We start from the raw sequence: 20,540 nt of genomic DNA, 5'->3' as shown, positions 1-20,540 counted from the left end.
GATGACCGCCGGCGGCCACCGCTTCGAGATGATGATCCGCTTCACCGTCTGGAACCAGATCACCGGCAGCACGAGCCTGCTTGCCGCGGCCTGAATTACGCCCTCTACCAGGCCCTGGCACACCCTGACGCGCAATCAAACGATCACGCCGCCGACAACGTGACAGTGCCGGAAGTACAGCCACACACAGTGCGAAACGATCTCCACCGGGTACCGGTGATTCGCGTACGACGGCATGCTCGACGACACGAATCAGGCCCCTCTCCGGACGGACAACCCGAAGATCATCTCACCCTGCCCGACAACGTGACAGTGCCCCCAACTCCCATCCCCCACCTGACGGACAGCCACCACCCCAACGACACCGCAGAGGAGAAGACCCGCAGCACCCTCGGGCCCGTGGAACCCGACGCCCCGCAGCGTCACGCGACGGCCCATCCTCGAACGGCAGAGGACATTACGGGCAAACCACCGAGCCGACCAGCGTCACACCGCAAGTGAAGAATCGAGGTCAGGACTATGAATCAGCCCTGACCCCCGGGCGACCTCCGTCACCGTCCTGCCGGAAGAACGGACGAGCGCTATTGGGGGCTGGAGGAGATACGCGCGAAACGGGCCACTTGAACACGTCGGGTGACAACTGACTGCGCCGTGTGTCTGCCGCTTGATGATTGTCCGTGATGATCGTCAGTGGGGGACCACGGGTATTGTGGTTGCTGATCATGTGATTGGCGGTGTGTTTGTGGCGTCGGTGGAGCGGACGGCGTATCCGCGGTTCAAGCGGATCATCTCCGACCGTGAGCTGGCGCAGTTCTTCATTCCGGATGAGGCTGAGGTCGGGTGGGCGGCGAAGCGGACGCATGGCCGTCCGGAGTCGCTCCTTACGCTGCTGGTGTTGCTGAAGTCCTGTGGAAGGCTGGGGTACTTCCCAGGACTGGATGAGGTTCCGGATCTGGTTGTTGCCAGTGTGCGTGCTGCGGCTGGTCTGCCGGAGGACGTCTCGCCAGTGGCTGAGGAGCGGACGGTGAAGCGCTACCGTTCCTGGATCCGGGAGTACCTGGGCTTGGGGTACGACCCGGCCCTGGCGCGGAAGATCGCTGCTGTCGCGATGGAGGAGGCTGCCCCGGTGCGGGCCTCGGTGGTGGACTTGGTCAACGTCGCGCTGGAGGAGATTGTGCGGGCGGGCCTGGAACTGCCGGGCTTTTCGACGCTGGACCGGATGGCGGCCTCGGTCAGGACGCGGGTGGAGGGTGAGATTTGTGCCCGGATCGCCGAGCGGGTGGATGCGGCCCGGCCCCGTCTGGCGGGGTTGTTGGTGGTGCCGGACGGTGAGCGTCGCAGCCCCTTCGATGTGATCAAGGAGCCGGGACGGCGGGCGACGTGGTCCAGGTTCCGGCAGCACGGCGAGCGCGTCGATCTCGTTGATGGTTTCGGTGACGCTGCGAGGTGGGTGGAGGGGGTCGCTGCCGCCAAGGTCAGTGCGTTCGCGGAGCAGGCCCGGGTGCTGTCGGTCGGCGAGATGCTGGACATCAGCGAGCCGCGCAGGACCGCGCTGCTCGCGTGTGTGGTGGCGAAGGCCAGGGCTCGGGTGCGTGATGAGTTCGTGGTGATGCTGTCCAAGCGGATGGCGCGGCATGGCAAGCGGGCCCAGGAGGAGCTGGCAGACCTGGAGCAGCGTCACAAAGCGTCCACCGAGCAGCTGCTGGTCTCCTATAGGAACGTGCTGACGGTGCTGAAGGAGCACAGTCCCGACGAGCGTGCCGGTCTGAGTGGGCAGGGGAGCCTGGACGAGGCGTTGGCCGTGAAGCGTGTCCGCGAGGTGGTGGAGGGTAGTGGTGGCTTCGATGCCCAGCTGGCGGAGATCGAAGCCCTGTCCGCGTATCGGGGCGGGAACTGGACGCCTCTGGTCGAGCGGTTCTTCCGCCCTGACCGGCCGACGATGTTCAAACTGGCCCAGATCCTGACCTTCGTGCCCACCTCCCGGGATCGCAGCGTGCTGGATGCCCTGGAGCACGCCGTTGCCAACCGGCACCTGACCCGCGAGCTCATTCCCGACACGCCCGGGGCCCCTGCGGCAGCGACAGACGACGGGGATCCCGTACCGCCCAAGGTCCTGGACCTGTCGTTCGCCTCGCAGCAGTGGCGCACGACGGTGTATGCGAAGGACCGGCCGGGGATGCTGGTGCGCCGGCATTTCGAGGCGATGGTCTTCACCTACCTCGTCGAAGAGCTGCGTTGCGGGGACATCGCGGTGGTCGGGGCCGAGGACTTCGGCGACTGGACCATGATGCTGCTGCCCTGGGGTCAAGCGAAGTCCCAGGTGGCGGAGTTCTGCGAGCAGGCGGGCATCCCCGGTACCGCCGACGGGTTCGTGGACAACCTGAAACAGCAGCTCACGCAGGTCGCCGAGGAGGTGGGGCCTTGACCCCGGATTTTGAACACGTCTATGCGGCTTGGGTCAGGGTAGTTGCAGCTGGCTGGAGGTCGTTCTCGTAGGCGATCGGGGACCGGTGGCCGAGGCGGGAGTGTCGGCGGCGGGTGTTGTATCGGGTCAGCCAGCGGAACGCGTCCAGCCTGGCCTCGCGCTCGCTCGACCAGGCTTTGCGGCCTTTGAGTGTCTCCCTCTTGAAGGCGGCGTTGAAGCTTTCTGCGGCTGCGTTGTCGGCGCTGGATCCGATCGCGCCCATGCTCTGCCGGACCCCGGCTGACCTGCAGATTTCAGCGAAGGCCCTGCTCGAATATTGGGATCCGTGGTCCGTGTGCATGATCGCTCCGGCCAGGTTTCCACGGGTCCGCTCGGCTGCCGCCAGGGCGTCGATGACGAGTTCGGTTCGCATGTGATCGGCGATCGCCCACCCGGCCAGCCGGCGCGAGCACAAGTCGATGACGGTCGCGAGGTAGAGCGGCTTCGCGCCGCTGACCGGCAGGTATGTGATGTCGCCGACGTATTTTCTGTTGACGTCGGCTGCGGTGAAGTCGCGTCCGATCAGGTCCGGTGCCTTCGACGCGGCTTGGTCCGCGACGGTGGTGCGGTGCCGGCGGCGCAACCGGACTCCCTCGAGCCCGATGGTCCGCATGATCCTGGCGACCCGCTTGTGGTTGACCACCGGACCCTCCTCGTCGCGGAGTTCCGCGGTGATTCTGGGGGCTCCGTAGGTGCCGTCGGAGTCCTGGTGGATCTTGCGTATCCGGGCCGCGAGCCCGGCCTCGACGCTCTGCCTGGCCGCTCTCGCGGCCGCGGTGCGACGCCAGTAGTAAAAGCTCGACCGGGCCAGGCCGAGGATGTCGCAGAGCCGCTTCACGCCGTGACGGCGCTGGTGATCGTCAACGAACTGGTAGCGGTTCACCAGCGCGTCTCCGTCGCGAAATACCGGGCCGCCTTGCGGAGAATGTCCCGTTCTTCCTCGAGCTCGCGGATCCTCTTGCGGGCGGCGGCCAGCTCCGCCTGAACGGCGTCGCCGACGGCCTGCGAGGCGGCCGGCGGTGCGGAGTGGGCGCCAGGTCGGCGGCCGTCGGCGGCCCGGATCCAGTTCCTCAGCGTCTCGGTGTTCACCCCGAGATCAGCGGCGACCGACTTGATCGTCGCTCCCGGCCTCGACCGGTACAACGCGACCGCGTCCGCCTTGAACTCGGCGGGATAGTGCTTCATCCCCACAGGGACTCCGTTCTCCTGGACCATCAAGATCCAAGTGTCTCCGGTGTCCAAAACCTGGGGTCAAGGTCCGATGACCAGCAGCAAGCGTTCGGCCAGCACCTCCGCCGAGAGGCTGCCGCCGCCGGAGACGGAGGTGACCGCGTCCAGGCAGCCGGTCCGCAACACCGCCTCCTTCAGCATGTCGACAAGTGGCACGATGCCCCAGCGCTTCTGTACCTCGGCCTTGATCCTGCGCAGGTTGCGCGGTTCGGGCTGGGCATCGGCCGCAGTGAGCCGGATCGCCCCGGACTTCCGCTCGGCGATGTCCAGCCAGGACAGCTTGGGCATCTGATCGTTCAGCAGGGACAGCTCGGCCGTCATCTGTCCGCGCAGCTCGTCGATGAACACCGAGGCGTCCAGCGGCTTGCGCAGCTCCCGGTAGTTCTCGGCCCTCCGGGCCTCGAAGTCCTGCGGCAGGTCCTCATCCGGGTTGCGCCACCTGTCGGCGCCGACCACCCAGATCTCCTTGCACTTGAGCTGATCGCGCAGAGCCTGGAAGGCGACGACCTCGTAGACCATGCGCACCACCCGGCGCCGGCCGCGCTTGTCGGTGCGGTGCACGACCTCCGCCCAGTCGCCTCCCATCGCCTTGTGGACCGGCACCGTCTCGCCCAGCGGGTAGTACGTCGTGTTCCCGGCGCTCGCGTACCGGGCCACCAGCGCCAGGGCCTCGACCACCGGCCTGTGGGCGTGGTTGGAGGAGCGGAACTCCAGCACGTCCAGCAGCTTGATCAGCCCGCGCCGGTAGTGATTGGTGTACGACGCCTTCAGCGTGGTCTGCACCGTACGCCGGTAGACCGGCCCGCGGGTCTTGAACTCGTGCACCAGCTCCCGCAGCGTTGCCTCGCCCCCGGACACCGCCGGGAACACGACCTGCCGCACCGTGCCCTCCGGGGCGCCGAGCGAGGCCTCGGCGAGCTTGAAGAGGATGTTCTCCTTGCCCGACACTTTCTTGAACGCGTTGACCAGCTGCTCGGTGACCTTCTTCTCCGCCCGCGCCCCAATCCGGTGCACCGTGGAGATCAGCAGCTCCACCAGCGTGTCCGTGATCTCCCGCTCGCGTTCGTGCAGGAGTGCGGCCAGCAACGTCACCCGCAGCGGCAGCGGGTGCGTCCGCAGATGGGAAGGCGACTCCACCGCGGCCCGAGCCCGCCAGCCGGCCAGTACCTTCGGTGCCACGTCGAGGAACAGATCCGGCGGCAGGCCGACTGCCCGCACCGCCAGGAGCTTGTCGATCTCGGTGAGCATCGTCTCCAGGCTCACGTTGCCCGGCGCTTCCTTGATCTTCCCCAGTACGGGCGGCCCGTCCTCGCCGTCGATGGCTCCGTCGCCAGGTCCGGCCTCGTCGTCCTGGTCGGCGCCGCCGGCCGCCAGAGCAGTAATCCGCTCAACGCTCTCCGCGGTCAGCCGCGAGGAGATCCGTGCCGTCAGCGCTTCCTCGGCCGCCCGCAGGGCAGCCGCCACGATCCGGTCGCACCGCGCCGGCGTAGGCGGCTCGATGCTCTCGACGCGGCAACGCGTCAGCAACTCCACCCGCACTTGCTCGGGCCTGCGTTCCTTGTGCGCAACGTGCTCGGCCAGATGAGCCGTCAGCTTCTCTGCATCCGCGACGCTGCACTCACGGAATCCGAGGTGCCCCCGGATCTGCGCGCGGTGGTACTCGACCGTACGGCCCGTCCACTCGTAGAAGCCCAACTCCGACGCGGGAACCTGCACCTGCCGAGCCACGAACTCCACGGCCTCGCCAGACAGCTCCGCCCGGCCCCGGGGAAACCGGCCGTACTGGGTGTAGAACTTCAGCAACACGGCAAAGCCAAGGCGTGTCGCACCGCGCTTGCCGGACACAAGCACCTGCTCGTCCTTCAGCAGCGTCCAGTGCTCGACCAGCTCATCCAAGTCCAACGGGGTACGGGCCACGTTCGTAGATCGTCCTCGCGTGGGCTCACACACCGCAGCCGTACGGCCCCAGGCTCACCCGCACGAGGGATGCCCTCGCAAGATCACCGTCGTTTGCGGCTGGTGACAAAGTTCTTACCGGCACCCCATCTACCGGGAGACGGCTCCAACCGCGGAGTGCCGCAGGTGCCGGAGCAACCGTACGGGCGGTGGCCGGACGTGCTGGCCGAGGCGGCCCGGGAACTGGACGAGGTGGTCATGGTTGGCCACTCCACCGGCGGGATGTTCATGCTGTCCGTCCCCGAGCTGGAGGAGCGGCTTGCCGGGATGGCCCTGGTCAGCAGCGCCCCGCACGCCGGGTGGCGCCCGGTCTTCGCCCAGTGGGCTGAGGCACACCCCCCTCCCAGGTCTTGCGGAGGCAGCCGACGCTTACGGGCGAAACCCGAATGACGAGGCACTGCGCGCACTCACCCTCACCGCTGCGCAGTGGAACTTCACTCAGGACGGCCTGGCTGCGGGCCGTGCCTTGCTGGAAGGTCTTCCCTACTGCCATGAAGCGGTGTCCTGGGCGGATGCCAACTTCGACGAGACCTACCAGGCCCGGTGGAAGCCGGAGAGCAGCAGCCTGCCGACGCTGATCGTGAGCGGCTCCGAGGACCACGTGGTCGACCAGAGTCTGTGGCAGGACGACGCGACCTTCGACCGGCCCCACGTGCTAAAGCGCACGATCCAGGGCGGAAGCCATTTTCCCTGGGTCGAGAACCCGCAAGCAGTCTGCACGGCCTTCGCCGAGCTGACCGAGTTGCTGCACGGCTCGATTCCCTCTGTGACCCGGTGATGCTCCTTTTCCGGCCGGGGCGGCCCGTCACGGCCGACTCCACTTCATGAGAGATTCGAGAGACTCATTGCCAGATGTCCGAGCGGTAAATGGAGCGGTCTTTCCCCGTATCCTGGCTTGCCGCGGATGTGGTTTCGAATCACCGCCGGGCACTCGCGCACTCGCTTACTTGAATGGCGGCGACCGCGGAAGGCTGGCACGAGGATAGATCGTTCGCAGGGCAGAGATCCGCCTCCGAGGCCGCAGACCCGCCCAAAGACCCCATGAAAACTTCAGAAACTGGAGGTCCGCATGTCCGGCCAGAGTCCCCGAGACGTCGCGCTAGACCTTTTGGCAGCACTCGGCGATCAGGATTGGGATACCGTCAGTCGCCTGTATGCGGAGGACGTCGTCGTTCACTGGCCTCTCTGTCTGCCCGAGCCAGCCACCTTGGAGGGCAGGGAGGCGATTCACCACATGCTCCGCGAAACGTGGGGTGTGCTGGAGTTCCGGCCCACTAATATCAGGGTCCACGAAACAGGAAACCCCGACATTGTCATCGCCGAGTATGACTACGACGGTAGAGTGGTCGCTACCGGTCGGAGTTTCCAAGCGGCCAACGTGCTCGTCCTGACCGTTCACGGCGGGCAAATCGTCAATGCCCGCGGCTATCACAATCACGCTGTCATGGCCGCCATGCGCGGTATTTTCGAGACCGTCACCTTGGAACTGAGTCTCGTGGACAAGGAGAACCGCCGGCCTGTCCCTCAATGACGACGTTGACGTGCGCGCACTTGCTGCTGCCTGAGGCTGTCCGACACGACTGGGAGGATTCCCGTGCCCGCTGGAGTGGAAATCGATTTCGACCTTCCCGCCGCGATGCGCGATGGCGCGGTCCTGTTCGCAGACGTCTACCGCCCGCACGATGGCGGCGTTCTCCCGGTACTACTGGCTCGCACACCATACGGGAAACAGGCTCTGCCCGCCGTCCTCGACCCGGTTGGACTGGCCCGGCACGGCTACATCGTCGTCCTGCAGGACGTCCGGGGACGCAACAAGTCCGAGGGCGAGTGGTGCCCACTGGCCCACGAGGGACCCGACGGTTACGACTCCGTGCGCTGGGCCGCACGCTTGCCGGGATCCAGCGGATCGGTCGGCCTGCTCGGCGGCAGCTACCTCGGCAACGCGCAATGGATGGCCGCCGCGAGCTGCCCGCCCGAGCTAAAGGTCCTCACTCCCAGCGTTACCTGGTGCGACCCGCACGACGGCCTGTGGACACGTGGCGGCGCCACCGAACTGGGACTGGGCCTGTACTGGTCCCTGCTGCAGGGAGTCGACTTCCTCGCCAGAGAGCATGCCGACGACCCCGCACAACGCACGGCCCGGATCAGCGCGCTCGTCGGCGACCTCGACGCTCTCGCCCAGCGCGGGTACTGGGAACTGCCAGCTGTCCCGTCCCCCGTCATCGCCCGCCACCATGTCCCCGACCTGGGCCACGAACGCGTCCGCACCGCCCCGGACACAGCAAAAGACACTCGAGTAGCCGGCCGGCACCAGCACATCCACCTGCCCAGCCTGCACATCGGAGGCTGGTACGACGTCTTCTGCCAAGGGGTCCTCGACAACTACACGGCGATGGCCGCGGCAGGGCGACCAGCCAGACTCGTCATGGGACCCTGGGAACACACCACCAACTATGCCAGCAGCGTGGGAGAGGTCGACTGCGGAACCGCGGCCAGCGGAGCCTTCCTCGACTTGAAGACCTCGCTCGCCGCCCTGCGCCTCGACTGGCTCGACCGCTGGCTCAAGCCGGACACGCCCCGCAACGACGACGGGGCACCGGTCAAGATCTTCGTCATGGGCGCCAACCGCTGGCGCGACGAGGACAGCTGGCCCTTGGCACGGAGCGTGGAAACCCCCTTCTACCTGCACGCAGGAGGCGGTCTGTCGCAGCACAGGCCACGACCCGACGAGGAGACCGCCCGCTACACCTACGATCCCGCCGACCCGGTGCCCACCCATGGCGGGGCCCAGCTCATGGCCAGCGGCTACCCGGCCGGCCCGCGAGACCAGCGGGACATCGAAGCACGCCCCGACGTCCTCGTCTACACCAGCGAGCCCCTCGCGGAAGACATGGAGGTGACCGGTCGGATCACCCTCCTCCTCCACGCGGCAACCGACGCCCCCTCCACCGACTGGGTCGCCCGCCTGTGCGACGTCGACACCCACGGGAAGTCGCTCAACATCACCGACGGGATCATCCGCACCTACGGCACCCCGGGAACAGCAGCCGAGCACCACATCGATCTCTGGTCCACCAGCACCCTCGTCCGCGCCGGCCACCGCCTGCGGGTCCACATCACCTCCAGCAGCTTCCCCCGCTGGGACCGCAACCTCAACACCGGCCGCGACCAGGCCACCACCATGCGCACCGCCCGCCAGACCGTGTTCCACGACGCCGCCCGCCCTACCCGGATCATGTTGCCCATCACACCCACCACCTGAATCACGGCCTCCGCCGCTCGGCCAGAAGGGCGCCAGAAGGGGTGGCAGGGTGGTCACGACTGCTCAAGACGCGACCGGCGTGAGTTCGCCCAAGTGGGAGCTAACTTCCCGAACCGTCAGATAGCTCGATCCGGACAACCCTGACCTTGACGGGCGCTGAGGATATCGTCACCGTCAGTAGCCATCCAGGTCACAGGGCCCGATCCGGGGCTTTGGAGGAGTTACGCCCGAAGGGCGCCCCCGCGGGGGCGCCCTTCGGGCGTAACTCCTCCAAAGCCCCTATTGACCCTGCCCCGAGGACGCGACCATCACGACCTTCTGAATGCTTACTTCTCAACGCCGCCCGAACGGCTGGACTGGAGGGAAGTAACTGGGACGAGGCTTGTGGAACCCTGAGAGCGGAGCGCTTGGGAGTTGGCTTGCCAGTGTCTCCATTTTCCAGATCCCTGATTCAGGAAGGCCATATGTCAATTTTCATAATTGGGCATGCGGATGACCCAGAGACCGCCGATACTTTCCTTCCCGAAGGTGTATCTGTTCACATTTACGCCCCGAAGGGAATGGCTTGTCCATTCGAGATCGCCATGCGCGCACTCGCCGGGCAGGCGCAGGTCGTCGACACCTACAGCAAGGCTATCCCCAACTACATCCTCTATACACTCGAACCCGAAATGGGAGCAGCCGCTTGGCAGGTTGCCCTGAATTACGACCTCGCATCAGTTTTTATCGGAGATAATACAGCTCAGAGGCTCCCGCTGTGCAATGATATCCCCGGATGCCGAGACCGCGGCCGCGGCCACCACCTGTGCGATGGCGTCTTGGGATATGTTGGGCAGTCAGCCGATAAGAACTATCACATGCTGGCATGCACGGGGGACGAAATCGCGGAAGGAACCATCTCCGACACGGAGGTGCGGAATTTCATCCTGTCCACATCGTACGATGGCCAGAAGGCATTGTGGGCAGGATGGAATGACGACAAGAAGGTGCAGATGCTGGCCTGGAATGCGATTCGCTCCTGGCGCCACAATCTCTATCTCGAATCCTTCTGCGTCGATAATGGTCATGGCGATTGGGCTATTTTTAGATATTATGCCAGCCTGGATGACGACGAAAAGGTTTTCTTTGACGATCCGGGGCTCAATGTGGTTATCGGCAAGGGCTACCGCGACGCAATCGCAAGAGTTGTGCATTCAGCCGCCAGCGGGTCAATCACTAATTCAATGACAGTTGAAAACTGTGGCGGCGATCCCACTGAATGGAATCACTATGCCGCCTTGCGAGATGCGGGAGTATTCGAGTTTCCAGACGGCGAATCTTCGGAATCCGACCCTGAAGAATAGTTCGAAATTTGCGGCTGCGTCGCTGCCCAGGGCTAATTCATAGTCGTGTTGATCATGCTGCGGTGCAGGTCAGGCGAGTCCGAGGAGGTCGAGTGGGCGGGTGAAGGGTGTGTAGGAGGTCTCGCGGAGTCCGGCGGCGATGTTGTGGTGGCCGGCGTCGCGGAGGGTGTTGATCGCGAGGTTGCGCAGGGTGGCCATGTTGGCTGGTCCGTGTCCGGTGCGGATCTTGGAGGCGGGCATTGTCACGTTGTCGGCGGTATGATCGTTTGATTGCGCGTCAGGGTGTGCCAGGGCCTGGACGGGGCTGGTTCAGGCCGCGGCCAGCAGGCTCGTGCTGCCGGTGATCTGGTTCCAGACGGTGAAGCGGATCATCATCTCGAAGCGGTGGCCGCCGGCGGTCATCAGATGCCGGTGGGGTCGGAAGTGGGGTGAGATCCCGGTGAACGCGGCCAGGAACCTTTGCGCCCCGCCCGGGCTGCGGAATCCTTTCATCGCGCGTTCCCGCTGCCTCGTTGGCTGGTGGGAGTTCTCCGCCCGGTTGTTCAGGCCCTTGTGGGAGCGGTGCTCGACCGAGGGCATCACCTCCCGGTGCGCGGCCCCGTACGAGCGGAGCTTGTCGGTGACGACCACCCGGGGCACCTGCCCGGTGGTGGTGAGGAGCCGGCGGAAGAAACGCCTGGCCGCAGCTTTGTCACGGCGATTCTGGACCAGGATGTCGAGGACATTCCCGTCGGCATCGACACGGCAGCTGTAGTTCCGTCGTTGTCGCTGTTCAGGGACTTGCTGGGGTGGGTGCAGGCATGGGTATGGCCACCGTGATCATGAACGTTTGTGACGACGTATCGAGACGCGGTGGCCGTGGAGGCCACGGTAGCCGAGAAGGCGTGGGGCGAGGCCTTCGGAAGGGCGATGAGTGTGGTCGCGGGCTGTTTCGTGCGGCGTGAGGCACGGGCGACGGCGGCGGAGCTGGTCACGGGGCTGTTGCTCGAGGTGGACACGCGGAACTGCTGGACTCTCGGGCAGGCGTTGGGACATCCGGGGCCGCACCGGTTGCAGCATCTGCTGTCCCGGGCCCGGTTCGATCACGATCTGGCCCGCAGGGAGATCGCCGGTCTGCTTGCCGGTGAACTCGCCGGGCAGGAAGTGGTGCTGGTGGTGGACGAGACGGGCGATGCGAAGTCGTCCACGGACTGCGTGGGGGCCGGCAGGCAGTACTCGGGGGCGATCGGCGGTGTGGGTCTGTGCCAGGTGGCGGTCCACCTGGCGGCGGTCACCTCGACCACGAAGATGATCCTTGACCGGGCCCTGTACCTCCCGGCGGACTGGGCCGCGGACGAGGAACGCCGCCAGATGGCCGGGGTGCCGGAGCACGTCACCTTCGCGACGAAACCGCAGCAGGCACTGGCCATGGTCACCGACGCACTCGCCACGGGGATCGAGGCCCGCTGGTTCGCGGGCGACGAGGTGTACTGCGGACGCGAACTGCGCCGGGGCATACGCGCGCTGGATCTCGGCTACGTGGTCGGTATCCCGGCTTCGTACCAGGTCACCGACGGGGCCGGCCACCGGCGGGAGGCCCGCAAACTGGTCAACAGGGTGCGGCCCGGGCAGTGGATGCGCCGGCAGACCGGGCATGGCACCAAGGGCACCCGGGAGTACGACTGGGCCTGGCTCGACGTCCGCCCCGACGACACTCCCGACGAGAACGAGAACGAGAACGAGAACGAGAACGAGAACGAGAACGAGAACGGGGCCGGGGCCGGGGCCGGGGCCGGGGCCGGGGCCGGGACGAGTGTGTTGGTCGCGCGGCGGCACCGCTACACCGGTGAGGTGGGCCTTGTCACGTTGTCGGCTGCATGATCGTTTGATGGTGTGTCAGGGTGTGGTGGGGCCGGGGCGGGGCTGTGGTTCAGGCCGTGGCGGGCATGCCGGCGGCTCCGGTGATGTGGTTCCAGATCGTGAAGCGGATGCTCATTTCGAAGCGGTGGCGGCCGGCGGTCATGAGGTGGCGGTGGGGTCTGAAGTGGGGTGAGATCCCGGTGAACGCGGACAGGAACCGCTGCGCGGATCCTGGGCTGCGGAACCCCTTCATCGCCCGTTCCCGCTGCCTCGTAGGCTGGTGCGAGTTCTCCGCCCGGTTGTTCAACCCCTTGTGCGCACGGTGCTCCACCGACGGCATCACCTCCCGGTGCGCAACCCCGTACGACTTCAGCTTGTCCGTGACGACCACCCTCGGCACTCGCCTGGTCGTGGTGAGGAGCAGGCGGAAGAAACGCCTGGCCGCAGCCTTGTCACGGCGATTCTGGACCAGGATGTCCAGGACGTTCCCGTCCTGGTCGACGGCCCGCCACAAGTACTTCGACGCCCCGTTGATCTTGACGAAGACCTCGTCGAGATGCCATTTATCGCCGGGCTGCGGGCGCCGTCGGCGCAGCGCGTTCGCGTAGGCCTGGCCGAACTTCAGACACCACCGGCGGATGGTCTCGTAGGAGACGATCACGCCCCGCTCGAGCATCATCTCCTCGACCTCGCGGAAGGAGAGCGGGAAGCGGAAGTACAGCCACACACAGTGCGAAATGATCTCCACCGGGTACCGGTGATTCTTGTACGACGGCACCGCAGACGACACGAACCCCACCCCACCCGGACACCCACAACCCCAAGATCATCCCAGACCGCCGAACAAGGTGACAGTGCCCCCTCGATCGTGTTCGACGCCGCAATCGCACTCGCGGTCAGCGCCTTGCGTAGATCCTGCGTCCATTTCATTGGTGCCTGCTGCACCGCGTCGCGCAACCGGTCGCGCAGGCCGTTTACCTCGTCCAGGACCTTGAGGTCTGACGAGTCGAGGGCAGGAGTCCTATGTTGTCACGTGGAGCGACAACGAAAGTGCCGAAAAGAATGAGCCTCGATCCTTCATTCGGCTCGAATCCCCTGAAGGGGCAGCCTTGCTTTCTCTGCCCAAGAATCATGTGCAGGAATTTCTTGAACAGTCACAGAAGCTGGTCGCGTTTGGATCTGAGCACGAATACATCGCCGATCAACTTGATGGCCTGGAAGCACAGCTAGGTCGACTCATGCGCTTCCCCGGCAGGGCATCGGACTAGACTGCCCGGTCCTCGGGCTATCCCCGCAGTTGGGTATGGCCTGCTATCGGACGCCAGGACCGCCTGCGCTGTGTGGTCGCCGTGGTTCGTGAGTTTGGGGCCGGTGTGGCGATTGCAGGTGGGGGCACTGTCACCTTGTCCGGCGGTCTGGGATGATCTTCGGGTTGTCGGTGTCCGGGAGGGGTGAGGTTCGTGCCGTCTGTGGTGCCGTCGTACAAGAATCACCGGTACCCGGTGGAGATCATTTCGCACTGTGTGTGGCTGTACTTCCGCTTCCCCCTCTCCTTCCGCGAGGTCGAGGAGATGATGCTCGAGCGAGGCATCATCGTCTCCTATGAGACGGTCCGCCGCTGGTGTCGGAAGTTCGGCCAGACCTACGCGAACGCGCTGCGCCGACGGCGCCCCAAGCCCGGCGATAAATGGCACCTCGACGGAGTCTTCATCAAGATCAACGGGGTGCACAAGTACTTGTGGCGGGCCGTCGACGCCCACGGCAACGTCCTCGACATCGTCCAGAACCGGCGTGACAAGGCCGCGGCCAGGCGTTTCTTCCGCCGGCTCCTCACCTCCACCGGGCGGGTGCCCCGGGTGATCGTCACCGACAGGCTGAAGTCATACGGGGCCGCGCACCGCGAGGTGATGCCGTCGGTGGAGCACCGCTCCCACAAGGGTTTGAATAACCGGGCCGAGAACTCCCACCAGCCCACCCGGCAACGCGAACGCGCGATGAAAGGCTTCCGCAGCGTCGGCGGGGCGCAGCGGTTCGTGTCCGCGTTCACCGGGATCTCGCCCCACTTCCGAACCGGACGCCACCTCATCACCGCCCGCCGCCACCGCCTCGAAATGACCGTCCGCTTCACCATCTGGAACCAGATCACCGGCGCCGCCGACATGCCCGCCGCGGCCTGAACAACCAGCCACCGACGGCTTCCTCACGCCCCCAGAGATCACACCACCGACAACGTGACAGCACCAGCGCCACCCTCCCTCCTGCATGGATTCCTTGCCGGAACCGGTCCGGCATTAGCTGGGATGACCGTCAAGCACTGAGGTGAAGATCAGTAATAGTTATCAACATTAAGCCTCAAAATAACAGCAGCTCGCACAATTTGATTAATCGCCAGCCCTTGATTCTCGTAAAGGCGGGCCAGCGTGTCACTGTCGAAATCTGCGATCATGGAATTCTTCGTCTCCGGGTTTTGCATATTCCCCATTATGGCAACTAGGGCGATATTTCCCGGCGTTCCATTAGATCCTTCTGGATACAAGGCCGAGAAATTTGGAACGAAAATACCGTTTGGAAAGATCGGAGCATTGGCCGCGCGAAGAGTGAGATGACTGTCGATTCCGCTATTGATTCGCGCCATCAAGACGGTGTTTTGGATCCTGGTCAGTTCCGTGCCCGCTGCCGCGAGGTGTGGGGTAGAAATTATCTGCTGGGCGAACACGAGTGAATCCAGAGCGTGCAAAATGAGCTCTTCAGTGGGGCCGGATTTGTTGTCGTGGTGCAGGATTTCGTGGAAGATTAGCGGGGAAATGAGACGGAAATCCTCGAACCTGTAGCGATCATTTACGAGGATATCGCGCCGCCCATTGTCATTAGGAGCCGCTGGCACGGATCGCGCCAAAATACCATCCGGGAGCTTCGCGAAACTTACGCTCCCGAAAGCCCCCGCCTCCCGTAGAAGGGACACGGACGGTTCTCCGATCGTGCATGTTAGCGCAGCTACGGCGGCTTTGAGTCGCACGTCTCGAACAATCCTCGAAATCGATCTATCATGAAACACCTCGACCGCTTCAGCGATACGGCCCGGACAGCGCGACTTAACGCTTTCCGAGAGTTTTTGCATTACTGTCTGACCGAACGCTGCTGTGGCAGGCTGCATCGGGGGCGAATCCGGATAGACGTCCGGAGTGAACATTGATATATCGGTCGGCGAGAATGGGCGTTGCGCCATGACGAGTTCGGAGGAGCGGATTCCTGGGCTCGCGGGCCCGACTGCCAGAGTGGCAGCCGACAAAAATGCCATGGCACTGTATCGGCAACGCGTGCAGCATTTGCCAAGGAGGAGTTTAAAACCTAATTTTGCCACAGGGGCTACTCCTCCTGCTGAGCTGAAGGAAAATTGAACGGACGGGGAATATAGCCGCGGCCGTCACACACGGCCATCGCCGAAGGAGTCACCTTATATGGCTCCTGGAACCACCGAACACCAGCTTCTTGAGTCAAGAATAGGTGTTCGTGAGGGTGCTGTCGCGTTGTCGGGGCACTGTCACGGGTGAGGTGACCCCCGGAGTCAGGGCTGATTCATAGTCCTGATGGGCACTGTCACCTTGTTCGGCGGTCTGGGATGATCTTGGGGTTGTGGGTGTCCGGGTGGGGTGGGGTTCGTGTCGTCTGCGGTGCCGTCGTACGCGAATCACCGGTACCCGGTGGAGATCATTTCGCACTGTGTGTGGCTGTACTTCCGCTTCCCGCTCTCCTTCCGCGAGGTCGAGGAGATGATGCTCGAGCGGGGCGTGATCGTCTCCTACGAGAGCATCCGCCGGTGGTGTCTGAAGTTCGGCCAGGCCTACGCGAACGCGCTGCGCCGACGGCGTCCGCAGCCCGGCGATAAATGGCATCTCGACGAGGTCTTCGTCAAGATCAACGGGGCGTCGAAGTACTTGTGGCGGGCCGTCGACCAGGACGGGAACGTCCTGGACATCCTGGTCCAGAATCGCCGTGACAAGGCTGCGGCCAGGCGTTTCTTCCGCCTGCTCCTCACCACGACCAGGCGAGTGTCGAGGGTGGTCGTCACGGACAAGCTGAAGTCGTACGGGGTTGCGCACCGGGAGGTGATGCCGTCGGTGGAGCACCGTGCGCACAAGGGGTTGAACAACCGGGCGGAGAACTCGCACCAGCCTACGAGGCAGCGGGAACGGGCGATGAAGGGGTTCCGCAGCCCAGGATCCGCGCAGCGGTTCCTGTCCGCGTTCACCGGGATCTCACCCCACTTCAGACCCCACCGCCACCTCATGACCGCCGGCCGCCACCGCTTCGAAATGAGCATCCGCTTCACGATCTGGAACCACATCACCGGAGCCGCCGGCATGCCCGCCACGGCCTGAACCACAGCCCCGCCCCGGCCCCACCACACCCTGACACACCATCAAACGATCATGCAGCCGACAACGTGACAAGGCCATCGAGGGCTACCGGGTCGACGCGAAGGACGTCGCGGACCTGATGGACGGAGAGCGTGAGGTCGACGCCAGCGAGGAGAACAAGGCTGAGACTCTCGCCTACCAGCAGGCGATGACGTACATCCAGTCACTCCACGACGTCGCCGACTTCCGGTACAGCAAGGAACTCCTCAACGCGCTCCACTGGATGCTCCAAGGCCACCATCACCCCTTGCGCACCGCCGGCCAGTGGCGCAAGACCTCGATCCGGATCATCGCGCCCGGCGACGAGCTCGCAACCGACTACGACGGTCCCGACCAGGAGCTCGTGCCCGGCCTGATGGCCGAACTGGTGGACTGGCTCAACGACGGCGACGCCGAAGCGCACGTCCTGATCCGTGCGGCGATGGCACACCTGAATCTGGTGAAGATCCATCCCTGGTCTGACGGGAACGGCCGTATGTCCCGGTCCCTGCAGACCCTGCTGATCGCCCGCGGCGGCGTTCTGGCGCCCGAGTTCTCCTCGATCGAGGAGTGGCTCGGGATGCCAAGCAACACCTGGGAGTACTGCAAGGGGCCTTGTCACGTTGTCGGGGCAGGGTGAGATGATCTTCGGGTTGTCCGTCCGGTGAGGGGTGGGGTTCGTGTCGTCCAGCACGCCGTCGTATGCGAATCACCGTTACCCGGTGGAGATCATTTCGCACTGTGTGTGGCTGTACTTCCGCTTCCCCCTCAGCTTCCGTGAGGTGGAGGAGATGATGCTCGAGCGGGGCGTGATCGTCTCGTACGAGAGCATCCGCCGGTGGTGTCTGAAGTTCGGCCAGGCCTACGCCAACGCGCTGCGCCGCAGGCGCCCGCAGCCCGGCGACAAGTGGCATCTCGACGAGGTGTTCATCAAGATCGGCGGGAAGCAGAAGTACTTGTGGCGGGCCGTCGATGCCGACGGAAACGTCCTGGACATCCTGGTCCAGAGCCGGCGTGACAAGGCTGCGGCCAGGCGTTTCTTCCGTCGGCTCCTCACCTCCACCGGGCAGGTGCCCCGGGTGGTCGTGACCGACAAGCTGAGGTCGTACGGGGCGGCGCACCGGGAAGTGATGCCCTCCGTGGAGCACCGTGCCCACAAGGGCTTGAACAACCGGGCCGAGAACTCCCACCAGCCAACGAGGCAGCGGGAACGCGCGATGAAAGGGTTCCGCAGCCCGGGTGGGGCGCAACGGTTCCTGGCCGCGTTCACCGGGATCTCACCCCACTTCCGGCCCCACCGGCACCTGATGACCGCCGGCGGCCACCGCTTCGAGATGATGATCCGCTTCACCGTCTGGAACCAGATCACCGGCAGCACGAGGAGCCTGCTTGCCGCGGCCTGAATTACGCCCTCTACCAGGCCCTGGCACACCCTGACGCGCAATCAAACGATCACGCCGCCGACAACGTGACAGTGCCCGAACACGAAGTACGTCGGCGACATCACCTACCTGCCCATCGACGGCGGGAAGTTCTGCTACCTGGCGACCGTCATCGACCTCGCCTCGAGCCGGTTGGCCGGCTGGGCGATCGCCGGCCACATGCGCGCGGACCTCGTCACCGACGCCCTGGCCGCAGCGATCCGCACGCGCGGCAGCCTTGCCGGATCGATCATGCACACCGACCACGGAGCCCAGTACACGAGCAGGGCATTCGCCGAAGCCTGCAGGTCAGCAGGGGTCCGGCGAAGCATGAGCGCGGTCGGGTCCAGCGCGGACAACGCACTCGCCGAGTCCTTCAACGCGACCTTCAAACGCGAAACCCTGCAGGGACGAAAGAGCTGGCCAGACGAGTGCGAAGCCCGACTCGACGCCTTCCGATGGCTGACCCGATACAACACCCGACGCCGACACTCCCGCCTCGGACAACGATCACCGATCGCCTTCGAAAACGCCCTCCACCTCACACCAACTACGCTGACACCAGCCGCATAACCCGTGTTCAGGATTCGGGGTCAAGGCCCCTTCTCGTCCAGCGCGCCAGCGGTGAAGTCCCGCTGGACCAGGTCCGCTACCGGCGGCGCGAGGCGGTCCCGGATCGTGGTGCGCTTCCTCCTACGCAGGTGGCGGCCGACGATGTGGTGCTTGCGCATCAGCCTGGCCACCCGTTTGCGGTTGACCGTGTGGCCGAAGCCGCGCAGTTCGGCATGGACTCGGAGCGCGCCGTAGTTGCCGCGGTGTTCGGCATGGATCTCGCGGATCTCCTTGACCAGGGCGTCCTCGGCGCCCTGCCGCTCCGCCCGCGCCGGGGCGCCGGCGATCCACCGGTAGTAGCCCGAGCGGGAGACTTCCAGCACCCGGCATATCCGCTTGACGCCGAACATCTCGGCGTGGGCAGAGACGAAGTCCCAAGCGGCGGTCTTCACTTCATCTCCCGCGCGAAATAGGCGGATGCCCGTCGCAGGATCTCCCGCTCGAGATGCCATTCCTTCTCGTTCTTCAGCAGCCGGGCGTTCTCCGCCTGCAGCCGGGCCAGCTCGGCCTCGGTGTCCGGAGGCGGCCGGACGGTCGTCGCTGTCACGCACCCAGGTACGCAGCGTCTCGGGGTTGACGTTCAGATCTGCCGCGACGTCCCGAAACGTCCGCCTGCCGGCCGAAGCCCGCCACAACGCGATCGCGTCGGACCGAAACTCCGCACTGTACTTCGAGGGCCTTGCCACGTGGTCTACACCTTCCAGGATCAACAAGATCCATTGTCAGGTGTGTCCACACCGCGGGGATCACCTCAGCTGAGCTCGGAGGCGGTTGACGGTGCGGGTGCGGTCGGCGACCAGGTCCATGCGCCGGCCCGTGAGGATTTTGAGATCGGCGGCAATCGCATCGCCAATCCGTAAGTGCTGCAGATCCCGCCGGACACGGACCTGGTCGGCGATGACGGCTGCATCTTTGGCATCGGTCTTGCCTTCACCCCGGTAGCCGTCGGACCCACGGTTGATGGCACGGCCGGAGAGGTAGAGCACCGGCTGGTCGTGGTTGAGGAGGATCGTGATGGCCAGGGCGGCTCCGCCGTCGGCCAGGTTGATGCCCCAGGTCACCTCGTCGCCCAGGTCCAAGACGTCTGAGAGATCGGGGGCCTCAGGCACCGTTCTGTGGGTCGTTTTTTGGCTGATCTCATCCGCAATGACCGAACCACCCGCCCAGGTACCTGTTCGGTTGAAGTGCGCGGGGGTCGGCAGCTCCTCAGCCCTGAGGGGCTTCCGGTGCCCCGACGGAGTAGCTGGGGAACATTGGCGGCCGGCGGGTTCGGTCAGGTTCGCAAGACATTGCATCGTGGCGAGAACCGGGAATGGGTTGCCGTGCATACGCGTGCGTGCTCGTTCGACGGACGGCATCGTCGTGGCTGACTTTCGGTGGTACCGGTCGGAGATGGGTCGGAGCAGCGGCAGGTCGGGGCGGAAGAATCGAGACAACCGTGGGGAACGGAGCGTGCCTTGCACCCTCAGTGCTGGGGAGCAGGAGTGTGTCGCGAGGAGCACTTCGCTGGTGATGCACCACCAGCCAGCACCTCCCGCAGCCGACGCTGCGCGAGGTGGGGTGTGTGCTGGTGCCGTCGGTCCAGTTGCGCTCTTTAGTAAGAGGGCTCGGCGTTTTTAAGCCTCTGACCTGCTGGTTTGTCGAAGGGTATGTGTTCCCCAGGACACCTTTGGTGCTCCGGAATGTGTACCTGGCGAGCACATTCCGCGGAAAACTCAAACACCGGTGTACTTTCTGGGAGCGCCAACAGGCTCCGGATCGCCGCAGGTCAGAGAGTCGGACCAAGGCCGTCGATCGACCCTCGGCTCGAACGCTCGGAAGCCCGAATGTGTCGCCATCACGACACATGTAAGTCAAGGAGTCGTGTACTTTTGGGGCTTGCTCGAAAAATAACTACACGTACCGTGTACTTTTGCTTCCCCGGTCGAACAGGGCCCCACAGAGACTCCACGTAGGGGCTACTTTTGACGCGCCGACGTACCAAAAGACAAGCTCTGCTTGATTTTTTGGATAGTC

The 20,540-nt window shown here is 64.9% G+C and carries 15 protein-coding genes and 6 pseudogenes; 13 read left to right on the top strand and 8 right to left on the bottom strand.

Going from position 1 to position 20,540, the window contains the following annotated elements:
- Positions 1-667 precede the first annotated feature (667 nt).
- Positions 668-2,425, top strand: a complete 1,758-nt coding sequence (locus tag OG435_RS49540) for a DUF4158 domain-containing protein (RefSeq protein ID WP_266888456.1) — start codon at positions 668-670, stop codon at positions 2,423-2,425.
- A 19-nt stretch (positions 2,426-2,444) separates the two neighbouring features.
- On the opposite strand, the gene OG435_RS49535 is transcribed toward OG435_RS49540, so the two are convergent.
- Positions 2,445-3,655, bottom strand: a protein-coding gene (locus OG435_RS49535) for an IS3 family transposase (RefSeq protein WP_266882441.1) whose coding sequence is annotated in 2 segments (ribosomal slippage) — positions 2,445-3,364 and positions 3,364-3,655 — 1,212 coding nt in all. Because the reading frame shifts where the segments join, the coding sequence is not laid out codon by codon here.
- A gap of 60 nt (positions 3,656-3,715) precedes the next feature.
- A complete protein-coding gene (locus OG435_RS49530; RefSeq protein ID WP_266888452.1) occupies positions 3,716-5,611 on the bottom strand; it encodes a DUF4158 domain-containing protein in 1,896 nt (631 codons plus the stop codon).
- A 165-nt stretch (positions 5,612-5,776) separates the two neighbouring features.
- On the opposite strand from OG435_RS49530, the gene OG435_RS49525 reads away from it, so the two are divergent.
- The 5 genes from OG435_RS49525 to OG435_RS49505 all read left to right on the top strand — a co-directional run bounded on the left by OG435_RS49525 (position 5,777) and on the right by OG435_RS49505 (position 10,255).
- The gene (locus OG435_RS49525) at positions 5,777-6,040 is read left to right on the top strand and encodes an alpha/beta fold hydrolase (RefSeq protein WP_266888450.1); all 264 of its coding nucleotides are present in this window, start codon (positions 5,777-5,779) and stop codon (positions 6,038-6,040) included.
- Positions 6,041-6,149: 109 nt separating this feature from the next.
- Positions 6,150-6,428, top strand: a complete 279-nt coding sequence (locus tag OG435_RS49520; protein ID WP_266888448.1) for an alpha/beta fold hydrolase — start codon at positions 6,150-6,152, stop codon at positions 6,426-6,428.
- A gap of 291 nt (positions 6,429-6,719) precedes the next feature.
- Positions 6,720-7,181, top strand: coding sequence for a nuclear transport factor 2 family protein (locus tag OG435_RS49515; RefSeq protein WP_266888445.1), 462 nt, complete (start codon positions 6,720-6,722; stop codon positions 7,179-7,181).
- A 63-nt stretch (positions 7,182-7,244) separates the two neighbouring features.
- Complete coding sequence (locus tag OG435_RS49510; protein WP_266888443.1) at positions 7,245-8,912, top strand: CocE/NonD family hydrolase; 1,668 nt, start codon at positions 7,245-7,247, stop codon at positions 8,910-8,912.
- 464 nt (positions 8,913-9,376) lie between these two features.
- Positions 9,377-10,255: a putative adhesin gene (locus tag OG435_RS49505; protein ID WP_266888442.1), complete on the top strand. Its 879-nt coding sequence runs from the start codon at positions 9,377-9,379 to the stop codon at positions 10,253-10,255.
- A gap of 69 nt (positions 10,256-10,324) precedes the next feature.
- On the opposite strand, the gene OG435_RS49500 is transcribed toward OG435_RS49505, so the two are convergent.
- Both OG435_RS49500 and OG435_RS49495 read right to left on the bottom strand, forming a co-directional pair.
- Complete coding sequence (locus OG435_RS49500) at positions 10,325-10,501, bottom strand: hypothetical protein (protein ID WP_266888458.1); 177 nt, start codon at positions 10,499-10,501, stop codon at positions 10,325-10,327.
- Positions 10,502-10,564: 63 nt separating this feature from the next.
- A pseudogene (locus OG435_RS49495) lies at positions 10,565-10,996 on the bottom strand (IS6 family transposase); the annotation flags it as partial.
- A gap of 90 nt (positions 10,997-11,086) precedes the next feature.
- Between OG435_RS49495 and OG435_RS49490 the strand changes: the two are divergent.
- Positions 11,087-12,088: pseudogene (locus OG435_RS49490) on the top strand (IS701 family transposase); the annotation flags it as partial.
- Positions 12,089-12,164: 76 nt separating this feature from the next.
- Here the strand turns inward: OG435_RS49490 and OG435_RS49485 are convergent.
- A complete protein-coding gene (locus OG435_RS49485; protein ID WP_266888330.1) occupies positions 12,165-12,884 on the bottom strand; it encodes an IS6 family transposase in 720 nt (239 codons plus the stop codon).
- Positions 12,885-13,092: 208 nt separating this feature from the next.
- Between OG435_RS49485 and OG435_RS50550 the strand changes: the two genes are divergently transcribed.
- Positions 13,093-13,362, top strand: a complete 270-nt coding sequence (locus OG435_RS50550) for an SsgA family sporulation/cell division regulator (RefSeq protein ID WP_353962818.1) — start codon at positions 13,093-13,095, stop codon at positions 13,360-13,362.
- 192 nt (positions 13,363-13,554) lie between these two features.
- Positions 13,555-14,271, top strand: coding sequence for an IS6 family transposase (locus OG435_RS49480; RefSeq protein WP_266888438.1), 717 nt, complete (start codon positions 13,555-13,557; stop codon positions 14,269-14,271).
- Positions 14,272-14,420: 149 nt separating this feature from the next.
- On the opposite strand, the gene OG435_RS49475 is transcribed toward OG435_RS49480, so the two are convergent.
- Positions 14,421-14,978, bottom strand: coding sequence for a hypothetical protein (locus OG435_RS49475; protein ID WP_266888436.1), 558 nt, complete (start codon positions 14,976-14,978; stop codon positions 14,421-14,423).
- A gap of 775 nt (positions 14,979-15,753) precedes the next feature.
- Between OG435_RS49475 and OG435_RS49470 the strand changes: the two genes are divergently transcribed.
- The 4 genes and pseudogenes from OG435_RS49470 to OG435_RS49455 form a co-directional block, all read left to right on the top strand.
- Positions 15,754-16,473, top strand: coding sequence for an IS6 family transposase (locus tag OG435_RS49470; RefSeq protein ID WP_266888434.1), 720 nt, complete (start codon positions 15,754-15,756; stop codon positions 16,471-16,473).
- A 76-nt stretch (positions 16,474-16,549) separates the two neighbouring features.
- Positions 16,550-17,101, top strand: a pseudogene (locus OG435_RS49465) (Fic family protein); the annotation flags it as partial.
- 70 nt (positions 17,102-17,171) lie between these two features.
- The gene (locus OG435_RS49460) at positions 17,172-17,894 is read left to right on the top strand and encodes an IS6 family transposase (protein WP_266881400.1); all 723 of its coding nucleotides are present in this window, start codon (positions 17,172-17,174) and stop codon (positions 17,892-17,894) included.
- 75 nt (positions 17,895-17,969) lie between these two features.
- Positions 17,970-18,485 (top strand): annotated as a pseudogene (locus tag OG435_RS49455) (IS3 family transposase); the annotation flags it as partial.
- A gap of 29 nt (positions 18,486-18,514) precedes the next feature.
- Here OG435_RS49455 and OG435_RS49450 read toward each other — a convergent pair.
- Positions 18,515-19,210, bottom strand: a pseudogene (locus OG435_RS49450) (IS3 family transposase); the annotation flags it as partial.
- A gap of 66 nt (positions 19,211-19,276) precedes the next feature.
- Positions 19,277-19,819 (bottom strand): annotated as a pseudogene (locus tag OG435_RS50925) (IS110 family transposase); the annotation flags it as partial.
- Positions 19,820-20,540: the final 721 nt, after the last annotated feature.

The organism is Streptomyces sp. NBC_01264, assembly GCF_026340675.1.
GTDB lineage: Bacteria > Actinomycetota > Actinomycetes > Streptomycetales > Streptomycetaceae > Streptomyces.
Note: the sequence above shows the minus strand (reverse complement) of the source record. Positions and strands in the feature narration are given on the sequence as shown.